An 11,224-nucleotide genomic window follows, 5' to 3' on the forward strand; every position below is an offset into this window, starting at 1 on the left:
CCGGCCCCGGCTCAGTGGCGGGTGGGCCAGGTCGCCGTCGCCTGGTCCTCGCCCGCGAACTTGGCGCAGGCGTCCGTCAGGTGCTCCAGCAGGGTCAGCGGGTCGGGCAGCGGGTGTTCGGGGCCGCGGAGCCAGTGCACGCACTGGCCGTCGTCGCCGGGGAGGCGGGACGGGGGGACCAGGACGTAGGAGCCCCGGCAGTGCCAGCGCAGGCCGGGGTGCTCGTCCATCGTCTCGGGGTGGCAGTCCAGCTCGCAGGGCCACCATTCGTCCTCGTCCTCGGGGGTGCCGCGGGTGAGGGTGAAGAACAGCATGCGGCCGTCGTCGCTCTCGGCGACCGGGCCGACCTCGACGCCGGCGCCGAGCAGCCGCTCCAGGGCCTCGCGGCCGGCCTCCAGGGGGACGTCGAGGACGTCGTGGGTGGTGCCGGTCGCGGTGACGAAGTTGGCCTCGGGCTGGTGCCGGGCCCAGCGCTCGACCTGGGCGCGGTCGGTGGTGGACTGCGTGTGCCAGGCGAAGGAGACGGGGTGCCGGCCGGGCGTCGGGCAGCCGACGCGGTCGCAGGAGCAGCGGTAGCCGGAGACGGGGTGGGCGGCGGGCGCGAGCGGCAGTCCCGCCGCGGCGGCGGCGAGCAGCAGGTCCTCACGGCCGCCGTCGCCGGCGGCCTCCTTGGAGCGGCGTCCCCGCAGCCACTGGGAGATCCTGCCCTGCCTGCCGGTCCGGCCGCCGAACTCCGCGCTCATCTATCCCCTCGCCTCGCTGTGGTGCGGACAGCATGCCCTATGGTCGCACCATCCGGCGCATCGGGGGTCCGGACCCCCAAAAGGGGCAGGTGGGGCGAGCGGTACCGATGTGGCTCATGAGTACCGGCGGGGTCAGCGGGGTGCGAGGCCGTGCAGCGCGTAGTCGACGAGGGTGTCGGTGTACTCGTAGGAGATCGGGCCCGTGTACTGGAGCCAGCGCTGGGCCAGCGGCGAGACGAAGAACTCCAGGGCGATGCGCGGGTCGACCTCGGGGCGGACCTGGCCGGCCCGCTGGGCGGCGCGCAGCCGGTCGGCGTACAGCCGGAGGTTGGGCTCCAGGAGCTGGGCGGTGAACCGGCGGCCGACCTCCTCGTCGACCACGCCCTCGGCGGCGAGGGCCCGGGACGGCGCCTCGAAGCGGGGGTCGGTCAGCTGGTCGACGGTGGCCCGCAGCACGGCCTTGAGGTCGGCGGCGAGGTCGCCGGTGTCGGGGATGGCGTACGGCTCCCCGCCGGCCTCCCGGGCGGCCTGGGAGCTGAGGTCGAGGAACGCCTCCAGCAGGACGTCGGCCTTCGAGTCCCACCAGCGGTAGATGGTCTGCTTGCCGACGCCGGCCCGGGCGGCGATGCCCTCGACGGTGGTCCTCGGATAGCCGACCTCCGCCACCAGGGCGAGCGCGGCGTCGTAGATCGCACGCCGGGACCGCTCGCTGCGGCGGGTGGTGTCGGGGGCCGGCTTTCCGGGCTGGGTGACCATGGGACGACCGTACCAAGAGCGTGAGACGGGCCGTCTCGCCCACCGGTCCGTCGGCTCCGCCCGCGGGGCCGCTACTCCCCCGGGTACCGCACGCCGATCCGCTCGCGGACGGTGTCCAGGGTCCGCATCACGGCGAGGGTGCCGTCGAGCGGGACGAGCGGGGACTCGGTCTCCCCGGCCCGCAGCGCCCGCATCACCTCACGTGCCTCGTGCCGCATGGTCGCACGGGGTCCGTCGGCCGGGTCGGCGGTGAACTCCTCCGGGTCGCGGCCGGCCCGGTGCAGGACGAAGCGTTCGGGGTGGAAGAAGCCCGCGGGGATGTCGATGCGGCCCCGCGAGCCGGTGACCGACGCGGTGGTGCCCGTGCCGCCGGCCAGGGAGCAGTGCAGGGCGGCCAGCGCGCCGGAGTCCCAGGACAGGGCGGCCACCGTCTGGAGGTCGACGCCCTCGGCGGAGAGCACGGCCTGCGCGGAGACGCTCGTGGGCTCGCCCAGCAGCAGGTGGGCGAAGGAGACCGGGTAGACGCCCAGGTCGAGGAGGGCGCCGCCGCCCTGCGCGGGGTCGCGCAGCCGGTGCGAGGGCGGGAAGGGACCCTCCAGGCCGAAGTCGGCCTGCACGGTCCGCACCTCGCCGATCGCGCCGTCGTCGACGAGGTCCTTCAGGCGGCGGACCAGGGGATTGCAGTACATCCACATGGCTTCCATCAGGAAGCGCCCGTTGTCGCGGGCCAGCTCGACGAGTTCGGCGGCCTCGCGCAGGTTCAGCGTGAACGCCTTCTCGCACAGCACGTTGCGGCCGGCCTCCAGACAGAGCCCGGCGGCGGCGCGGTGCGCGGAGTGCGGGGTGGCCACGTAGACGACATCGATGTCCGCGTCCTTGGCCAGCCTCTCCCAGTCGCCGTACGCCCGGGGTATCCCGAAGCGTTCGGCGAACGCCCGCGCGGAGTCCTCGGTGCGGGACGCGACCGCGACCACCTCCGCGTCCGGCAGATCGATCAGGTCCGCGGTGAACGCGGCGGCTATCCCGCCGGTCGCCAGAATCCCCCACCGCACCGTGTCCGTCGTCATTCGCCCACCCTCGTGCCGTCCCAGCAGTCCGTACGAGCTGAGAGCATAGGTGGCGCAGACGTCGCAGAGGGAGGGGCCACATGCCCGAGGGTGGGGCGATACCGGACGTGCCGAGGGCGGCCGGGGCCGGGCGGGGGGCACCGACGCGGGCGCGGCGCCGGACGGGACTGCTGGTCACCCTGGTGCTGGGCGGGCTGACCGCCACTCCCCCGCTGGCCATGGACATGTACCTGCCGTCGCTGCCCGCGGTCACCGACGCGCTGCGCGCGCCCGCCGCGACCGTGCAGCTCACGCTGACCGCGTGCCTGGCCGGGATGGCGCTGGGGCAGCTGCTGGTCGGCCCGATGAGCGACCGCTGGGGCCGCCGCCGCCCGCTGCTCGTGGGGCTGGCCGTGTACGTCGTGGCGACCGCGCTGTGCGCGCTGGCGCCGACCGTGGAGCTGCTGGTCGCCTTCCGGCTGGCGCAGGGCCTGGCGGGCGCGGCCGGGATCGTGATCGCGCGGGCCATGGTGCGCGACCTGTACGACGGCGTGGCCATGGCCCGCTTCTTCTCCACCCTGATGCTGATCTCGGGCGTCGCCCCGGTGGTGGCGCCGCTGATCGGCGGGCAGATCCTGCGCGTGACGGACTGGCGGGGGGTGTTCGTGGTCCTGACCGCCGTGGGCGTCCTGCTGGCCGCTGTCGTCGCGGCGAGGCTGCCCGAGACGCTCCCGGCCCCCGCGCGGCACTCCGGCGGTGTCGGGGAGGCCCTGCGGTCGATGCGCGGGCTGCTCGCCGACCCGCTTTTCGCCGGCTATCTGCTGACCGGCGGCTTCACGTTCGCCGCGCTGTTCGCGTACATCTCGGCGTCGCCGTTCGTGATCCAGGAGATCTACGGGGCGTCGCCGCAGACGTTCAGCCTGCTGTTCGGCGTGAACTCGGTCGGGCTGGTCGTCGTCGGGCAGATCAACGGCAGGATGCTGGTCGGACGGGTCCGGCTGGAGCGGGTGCTGGCCACCGGCCTCGGCGTCGTGGTGCTGGCGGCGACCGCGCTGCTGCTGATGGCGACGGGCGTGTTCGGCGCGGTGGGACTGGTGCCGGTGGCGGCCGCCCTGTTCGTGCTGATGTCCGCGATGGGCGTGGCCCTGCCCAACGCGCAGACCCTCGCGCTGCTGCGGGTCCGCCACTCCGCCGGGTCCGCCTCCGCGCTCCTCGGAACCACCTCCTTCGCGATCGGCGCGGTCGCCTCCCCGCTCGTCGGTGTCGCCGGCGAGGAGACGGCGGTCCCGATGGCCGTGGTCCAGCTGGTGGCCGCGGTGGTGGCGGTGGCCTGCTTCGTGGGAATGTGCCGTCCCTGGAAGGACACCCAGGACACCCAGGACACGCAGGAGACGCAGGAGACGCAGGACACGCAGGACACGCAGGAGACGGGGGCGCGGGACGAAGGTCCCGGCACGGGGCTTTCCACCCGTGCGAGGTCGGAAGTGGGAGAGGACAGCTGAGCGCACCGAGACTGCGGGTCGACACCCCGGAACGGGCCGGGCTCGACCCCGAGGAACTGCGTCGCCTCGTGCGCGAGGTCCGCGGACTGACCACCGGGGAACGGCCCTGGGCGGCCGGTGTCGTCGTGGTCGCGGGGCGCGGGCCCGTCATCGCCGTGCAGGAGGCGGCGGGCTGGGCGGTCCGCTACGCCCGCTACGACCCCGAGGCCGACGCCGGTGTGGAGCTGCCGCCCGCGTCGCGCGTCCCGACGACCGTCGACACGCCCTTCGACCTCGCGTCCCTCACCAAGCTGTTCACGGCCGTGGCCGCGGTGCAGCAGATCGAGCGCGGCACGCTGGGCATCGACGCGCGCGTGGGGGCGTACCTGCCCGACTTCCGGGCGGCCGCCGCCCACGACATCACCGTGCGCCGGCTCCTCACCCACACCTCGGGGCTGCGGCCCGAGCTGCCCCTGTACGACTGCGCCGACGACGCCGGGCGGCTGGAACTGCTGCGGGAGGAGGCGCCGGCGGGCGAGCCCGGCGCGTACCTCTACTCGGACCTGAACATGCTGCTCCTCCAGCAGCTCCTCGAACGGCTCACCGGCCGGACGCTCGACGTCCTGATCCACGACGGGATCACCCGTCCGCTGGGCATGGCGTCCACCCGCTTCGGGCCGTGCCCCGGCGCGGCCGCCACGGAGGACCAGCGGCGGCCGTGGGCTAAGGCGGACCGGGGGCCGCTGCGGGGCGAGGTGCACGACGAGAACGCGTGGGCGCTGGGCGGGGTGGCGGGTCACGCGGGGCTGTTCTCGACCGGGCGTGATCTCGCGGTGTTCTGCCGGGCGCTGCTGGCGGGGGGCTCGTACGGGCCCGCGCGGATCCTCGGGCCCGACTTCGTGGAGCTGCTGCTGACGCCGCCCGGCCTGGGCTTCGCGGTGGACCAGGCGTGGTTCATGGGGGAGCTGGCGGGGAGGGGGGCGGCGGGGCACACGGGCTTCACCGGGACGTCGCTGGTGCTCGACCCGGCGACGGACACGTTCCTCGTGCTGCTGGCCAACACGGTGCACCCGCGGCGCCGGAAGGCGGACAGCGCGCCCCGCGCGGCGGCGGGCACGCGTCTCAAGCGGGCGGTTTTCGAGTGACCGGGCCGGGTGGTGGGCGGTCACAGGCCGGGGGTCCGGGGCGGGGCCCCCTGGCGGGGTCCGGGGCGGGGCCCCGGGTGGACGTCCGGGCGAGTGGGCCGCGCTTAGAATTCGTGGGTGAACGACCCCGTATCTCCGGCGGACGCCCTCCGTGAGCTGCTCGACGGGCTTCCGGCCCGGCAGGCCGGTCAGGCCGTGGAGCGGCTCATCGCGAACTATCGCGGGGCGACCCCGACCGACGCCCCCATCCTCCGCGACCGCGCGGACGTCGCCGCGTACGCCGCGTACCGCATGCCGGCCACCTTCGAGGCGGTCCGCTCCGCGCTCGGGGCGTTCGCGGACGCCGTGCCGGACTGGACGCCCGGCAGCCATGTCGACGTGGGCGGCGGGACGGGCGCGGCGACCTGGGCGGCCGGCGCGACCTGGCCGGGCCGGCGTCCGGTGACGGTGCTGGACTGGGCGGAGCCCGCCCTGGCCGTCGGCCGCGAACTCGCGGCGTCGAACCCGGCCCTGGAGCAGGTGCGCTGGCAGCGGGCCCGGATCGGCTCGGCGCTGACCCTGGAGGCGACCGACCTGGTCACCGTCTCGTACGTGCTCAACGAGCTGCCCGCCGCCGACCGTGCCGCCCTGGTGGACGCCGCCGCCTCGGCCGCGCAGGCGGTGGTGATCGTCGAGCCGGGCACGCCGGACGGCTACGCCAGGATCATCGAGGCCCGGGACCGGCTGATCGCGGCCGGCTTCCGGATCGCCGCCCCCTGCCCGCACAGCGCCGCCTGCCCGATCGTCCCCGGCGAGGACTGGTGCCACTTCTCGGCGCGGGTGAGCCGTTCGTCCCTGCACCGGCAGGTCAAGGGCGGCTCGCTGCCGTACGAGGACGAGAAGTTCGGCTATGTGGCGGCCGCGCGCTTTCCCGTCACCCCGGCCCCGTCCCGGGTGGTGCGGCGGCCTCAGATCCGCAAGGGCCAGGTGCTCCTCGACCTGTGCGAGGCCGAGGAGCGGCTGACGCGGACGACGGTGACCAAGCGGCACGGCGCCCTCTACAAGGCGGCGCGGGACGCCGACTGGGGCGACGCCTGGCCGCCGGCCTCCTGACTCGGGCGGGCTTGAGCCCCTGGTCGCCGGCCTCGGTGACGAAGGAGGCTGCGGTGGTGACGGGGGCGCCCGGCCGGGTGACGTGGGGGACGGTCCTGAAGTCGGCGCGGGCGAGGTCGCGGCCGGGGGAAGCATTCCGGACGACAGGCCGGACGACCGGACGGACGACGAACCGGACGGCAGGCCGCACGACGGGCAGCTTGACGGGCGGAATGACGGTCCGTCAGCTTCCGCTTGCGCGCACTGCGGGACGCCGGACTCCGCGCGGCCGCCGACGGCCGCACCCCGGGATGCGGGTGAACCCTCAACCTGCACAAGCGGACTTGAACATTCCGCACCATAAGCACCGGTCGGAGAAGTAGGCTCGGAACCTCCTCCACGAGAGCTTCACACTTGGGGGCCGGACTTCCACCGACCACACCGAGGGGGGACGGCAGCCGTTCCGCGGCACCGGATGGGGGTGGACCTCGCGTGATACCCGCGAGGTGCGCACCGGACCGCGGAACGGCTGCCACACCACGTCCGTCCGGCCGGCCGGACGGACGGACGGACGGACGGACGACCGGATGAAGATTCGGTCTCGGAAGCGTTTTCCCAGCCTCCCCACATCCCCCACCCAGGGTCACTCAAAGGTTCCTCCCTAGTTTGAGGCCGCGCCCGCAGCGGGCGCCAAGAACCTCTGAGGAACGGGATGTTTGGCATCTATCTCAAGCGCGAGCTGGGCCGGCGCAAGAAGGCCGCCCTGGTCATCGCCCTGGGTCTGGCGCTCGGTATCGCCCTGGTCATCACCGTCAACTCGGTGTCGGCCGGCATGACACAGGCACAGGACAAGGTCCTCCAGTCGCTGTACGGCCTCGGCACCGACATGACCGTCACCAAGGCCCGGACGGCACCCACCGGAGACAGCTCCGGCGGCCCCAGATTCGAGTTCGACGCGAAGTCCGACGACGACGAGGACTCCGAGCAGAGTTCGGACCGGGTGATGACGCAGGGCGGCCAGGCCCTGAAGTCCTCGCTGGTGGCCGAGGTCGCCGAACAGAAGGGGGTGGCGAGCGCGGTCGGCGCCCTCACCCTGAACGTCACCAAGGTCGACGGCTCCTTCACGCAGGGCAAGGCGGAGAGTTCGGCCGGCGGCCAGACCCAGGGGCAGGGCGGCCCCGGCGGGGGCGGCGGCAGCACCGCCGCACCCCAGGTGCAGGGCGGCGGCGCCTCCTTCGACGTCAACTCCTACTCCGTCGCCGGCGTCGACGTGGGCGAACAGGACCTCGGCCCGCTGGCCGGCTCCGCGATCAGCTCCGGCGTGACCTTCACCTCGGCGCAGAGCAACGCGAAGGTCGCGGTCGTCAGCACGTCGTACGCCAAGGAGAACTCTTACAAGGTCGGCTCGACGCTGGCCATCTCCGGGACGAAGTACAAGGTCATCGGCCTCGCCACTCCCGACAGCAGCGAGTCCACGACCGACGTCTACCTGCCGCTGAAGCAGGCCCAGACGCTCGCCGACGCGGCCGGCCAGGTCACCACGATCTACGTCAAGGCGACCGACTCGCAGCAGATCGACGCCGTCAAGGCGGCCATCCAGAAGAACATCTCCGGTACGACCGTGACGACCTCCGCCGACCTCGCCGACACCGTCTCCGGCTCCCTCTCCACCGCCTCGGACCTGGCGGCCGGCGTCGGCAAGTGGCTGTCGATCGCGGTGCTGGCCGCGGCGTTCCTGGTGGCCGCCCTGCTCACCTCCTCCGCGGTGTCCCGGCGCGTGCGGGAGTTCGGCACGCTGAAGGCACTGGGCTGGCCGAGCCGCCGGGTCACCCGGCAGGTGGTCGGCGAGTCCGTGGTCAACGGCCTGCTGGGCGGCGTCCTCGGCATCGCGCTCGGCCTCGCGGCGGCGTACACGGTGACCGCGATCAGCCCGAAGCTGACGGCGGAACTCGGCGGCACCGGCGGCGGGGTCGGCATGGGCGGCGGGCCCGGTGGCGGCGGCCCCGGCGGGCAGGCCGCGGGCAACACGATGGAGATCGCGCTGTCCGCGCCCGTCTCCCTCACCACCGTCGCCCTCGCGGTGGGCCTGGCGGTCGCCGGCGGACTGATCGCCGGCGCCATGGGCGGCTGGCGCGCCTCCCGGATGCGCCCGGCGGACGCCCTGCGCAGCGTTTCCTGACCCGTCGACGTCTTCGTCGTCTTCCTTACGGAGAAACCCTCATGTACCAGCTCACCGGCGTCACCAAGCGCTATACACGCGGCAAGGAGACGGTCGAGGCCCTGCGCGGCGTCGACCTGACCATCGAGGACGGCGACCAGCTCGTCATCCAGGGCCCCACCGGCGGCGGCAAGTCGACGCTGCTCCAAATGATCGGCGCGCTCGACCGGCCGACCGAGGGCAGCGTCGAACTGGACGGCGTGGACCTCGCCCGCATCGGCGAGGCGAAGCTGACCCGGATGCGCGCCGAGAAGATCGGCATCATCTTCCAGTCGTTCAACCTCATCCCCACACTGACCGCGCAGGAGAACGTGGAGACGGCACTGGTGCCGCTCGGGGTCAGACCCGCGGAGCGGCGCGAGCGGGCGGCGGAGGCGCTGCGCTCGGTCGGACTCGGCGAGCGTCTCGGCCACGCCCCCGCGGAACTCTCCGGTGGCCAGCAGCAGCGCGTGGCGATCGCCCGCGCGCTGGTCAAGAAGCCGAAGGTACTGCTCGCCGACGAGCCCACCGGCAACCTCGACGAGGGAACCCGCGACGACATCATGGGCCTGCTGGAAGGGCTGTGGCACGAGTACGGGCTGACCTTCGTCATGGTCACCCACGACTCGTCGATCGCCCGGCGGGCACCGCGGCTGGCGACGATCGACGCGGGGAGGATCACGCTGACGGAACAGGCGGCGACCGCCGGCTGGTGAGGGGAGCCCCGTGAGGGAAGCCCGGTGGGGGGAGCCCGGTGAGGGGCACCGCGCCCAGCGTCCCGCCACCCGAACGGCCGCCGGGGCGGGGCGGTCGGGTGGGCGGGGTGCCACGGTGGACACGCGGAGAGCGGAGGGGGTTGTTCCCGTCGTCCGCCCGCCGCTTGTCCGCCCGTCCGCCCGCCCCCTCGTCCGCTCATTTCTCCGGGAGCCATCGTGACCTGCTACGACCGACGTGATCTGGGCCTGCTGCTGCTCCGGCTGGGCACCGGCGGGGTGCTGATGGCGCACGGCGCGCAGAAGCTGTTCGGCTGGTTCGGCGGCCACGGCCTGGAAGGGACCGGCCAGTTCATGGAGTCCGTCGGGTACGCGCCGGGCAAGGCGAGCGCCACGGCGGCGGGCCTGGCGGAGGCCGGCGGCGGGGCGCTCCTCGCGCTGGGCCTGGCCACCCCCGCGGCGGGGGCCGCGGCGGCCGGCGCGATGACCGGCGCCTCGGCGGTCCACGTGCCCAACGGCTTCTTCGCGCAGAGCGGCGGCTACGAGTACGCGGCCTCCCTCGGCCTGACCGCCGCCGGCCTCGCCGTCACCGGCCCCGGCCGGCTCTCCCTGGACCACGCCCTCGGGCACACGGCCGACCGGAACTGGATGGTCCCGGCAGCCCTGGGCGTGACGGCCGCGGCCACCGCGGTCGTCGTGGGCCTGCGCACCAAGCGGCTGCGGCAGCGCAAGGAGGGCGAGCAGGAGGCGCTGTTCGAGGAGTGAGTGCCCGGGTCGGCTCCGTCGTTCGGGAGGAGACCGCGCTGGGCAGGCTGCGCGCATGAGCGACAGCCGTCCCGACGCCCCGCGTCCCCAGCACCCGTCACCGTCCCCCTCTGTCTCCGTCTCCCCCTCTGTCTCCGCCTCCACCTCCGGCTCCTCCTCCACCTCCGGCTCCACCTCCGGCTCCACCTCCGCCGGGACGGATCTCTGGGGCACCGTCGACGCCCTGTGGGCCTGGCTCGACGCCGCTCAGCCGGTCACCGGCCGGGAGGCCGTGCTCCTGCGCGTCCTGAAGCTGTCCGAGGAGGTCGGCGAGGTCGCCGAGGCGGTGATCGGCGCGACCGGCCAGAACCCCCGCAAGGGCGTCAGCCACACGTGGGAGGACGTGCGGGGCGAACTGTGCGACGTGGCCGTCACGGCGCTGGTGGCGCTGCGGACGCTGACCCCGGAGGCGGAGGCGGTGTTCGCGGGGCACCTGGCGCGGGTGGCGAAACGGTCGTCGGGACGTGCCGACGGGGCCGGTCCCGAGGCGCGCTGACTCCGCACCCCCGCTGTTTCCCGCCGTTCCCCGCTGTTTCCCGTCGTTCCCCGCCGTTCCCCGCCGTTCCCGCCGTTCCCCGCTGTTCGCAGAACCGCCCGCCCCGGCCGTACGTCCCTCTGTACGATCGCCGCACGCGAGGCGGGGGCCGGCGGAGGGGGCGGGATGGACAGCAACTGCGTCGGACGCAGGGCGGCTTGGCCATGGCGGGTCGGAGCGGCGATGGCCGGGGCGGCCCTCGTGCTCGGCGGCTGCGGTTCCGGGGCCGACGACGAGGATGCCGGGCCCGGCCCCTCGGCGTCCTCCCGCTCCGCGGCCGCTTCCGGCGCCGCCTCGGCCGTCGCGTCTCCGTCCTCCCCGGGTGGTGACACGACGTCGCTGACGCCCTTCGAGGCGGACCCCGCACGGGTGCCCCGGACGAAACGGCAGGCCGAGGCGCTGGCGGAGGCGGTCGCGCTGGAGCCGAAGGCGTGGGGCGCGGGTTTCCGGGCCCAGCGGCCGGCCGCGAGCACCCCGGGCACCGTCGCCGTGCTCGACGAACGGTGCCGGTGGGAGCGGCGGACGCTCCCCGGGAGCGTCCTGGCCTCCCTGTCCCGCTACAGCGAGCTCCCCGGCACCGCGGGCAAGGGCGAGATCAAGGTGACGGCGGGGGGGGCCCGGGGCCCCCCCCGGGGCCCCCCCCCCCCCCCCCCGGCCCCCCCCCCGGGGGGGGCCGGGGGGGGGCGGGGGGCGGGCGGGGGGGGCGGGGCGCGGGGGAACCGGCCCCAAGGGC

General features: G+C 74.6%; 10 protein-coding genes. 7 read left to right on the forward strand and 3 right to left on the reverse strand.

The window, feature by feature from the left end; translation table 11 throughout:
* Positions 1-11: 11 nt before the first annotated feature.
* The 3 genes from ACIP5W_RS26635 to ACIP5W_RS26645 all read right to left on the reverse strand — a co-directional run bounded on the left by ACIP5W_RS26635 (position 12) and on the right by ACIP5W_RS26645 (position 2,566).
* Entirely contained in the window at positions 12-743 is a 732-nt protein-coding gene (locus ACIP5W_RS26635; protein ID WP_401478507.1) for a bifunctional DNA primase/polymerase, read from the reverse strand.
* 132 nt (positions 744-875) lie between these two features.
* Positions 876-1,499 carry a TetR/AcrR family transcriptional regulator gene (locus ACIP5W_RS26640; protein ID WP_401478510.1) on the reverse strand — a complete coding sequence of 208 codons (624 nt, stop codon included), beginning with the start codon at positions 1,497-1,499 and terminating at the stop codon, positions 876-878.
* Positions 1,500-1,570: 71 nt separating this feature from the next.
* Positions 1,571-2,566, reverse strand: a complete 996-nt coding sequence (locus tag ACIP5W_RS26645; protein WP_401478513.1) for a Gfo/Idh/MocA family protein — start codon at positions 2,564-2,566, stop codon at positions 1,571-1,573.
* Positions 2,567-2,646: 80 nt separating this feature from the next.
* On the opposite strand from ACIP5W_RS26645, the gene ACIP5W_RS26650 reads away from it, so the two are divergent.
* The 7 genes from ACIP5W_RS26650 to ACIP5W_RS26680 all read left to right on the forward strand — a co-directional run bounded on the left by ACIP5W_RS26650 (position 2,647) and on the right by ACIP5W_RS26680 (position 10,452).
* A complete protein-coding gene (locus ACIP5W_RS26650) occupies positions 2,647-4,047 on the forward strand; it encodes a multidrug effflux MFS transporter (RefSeq protein WP_401478516.1) in 1,401 nt (466 codons plus the stop codon).
* Positions 4,044-5,171, forward strand: a complete 1,128-nt coding sequence (locus ACIP5W_RS26655; RefSeq protein WP_401478717.1) for a serine hydrolase domain-containing protein — start codon at positions 4,044-4,046, stop codon at positions 5,169-5,171. Before ACIP5W_RS26650 ends, ACIP5W_RS26655 begins: the two co-directional genes overlap by 4 nt.
* 117 nt (positions 5,172-5,288) lie before the next feature.
* Positions 5,289-6,263, forward strand: a complete 975-nt coding sequence (locus ACIP5W_RS26660; protein WP_401478519.1) for a small ribosomal subunit Rsm22 family protein — start codon at positions 5,289-5,291, stop codon at positions 6,261-6,263.
* 691 nt (positions 6,264-6,954) lie between these two features.
* Complete coding sequence (locus ACIP5W_RS26665; protein WP_401478522.1) at positions 6,955-8,421, forward strand: ABC transporter permease; 1,467 nt, start codon at positions 6,955-6,957, stop codon at positions 8,419-8,421.
* A gap of 41 nt (positions 8,422-8,462) precedes the next feature.
* A complete protein-coding gene (locus tag ACIP5W_RS26670; RefSeq protein ID WP_401478525.1) occupies positions 8,463-9,155 on the forward strand; it encodes an ABC transporter ATP-binding protein in 693 nt (230 codons plus the stop codon).
* A gap of 216 nt (positions 9,156-9,371) precedes the next feature.
* Positions 9,372-9,917, forward strand: a complete 546-nt coding sequence (locus ACIP5W_RS26675) for a DoxX family protein (protein ID WP_401478528.1) — start codon at positions 9,372-9,374, stop codon at positions 9,915-9,917.
* Between the two features lie 223 nt (positions 9,918-10,140).
* Positions 10,141-10,452, forward strand: a complete 312-nt coding sequence (locus ACIP5W_RS26680; protein WP_401478720.1) for a MazG-like family protein — start codon at positions 10,141-10,143, stop codon at positions 10,450-10,452.
* Positions 10,453-11,224 lie beyond the last annotated feature (772 nt).

It is taken from the genome of Streptomyces sp. NPDC088766 (assembly GCF_044750845.1).
GTDB lineage: Bacteria > Actinomycetota > Actinomycetes > Streptomycetales > Streptomycetaceae > Streptomyces.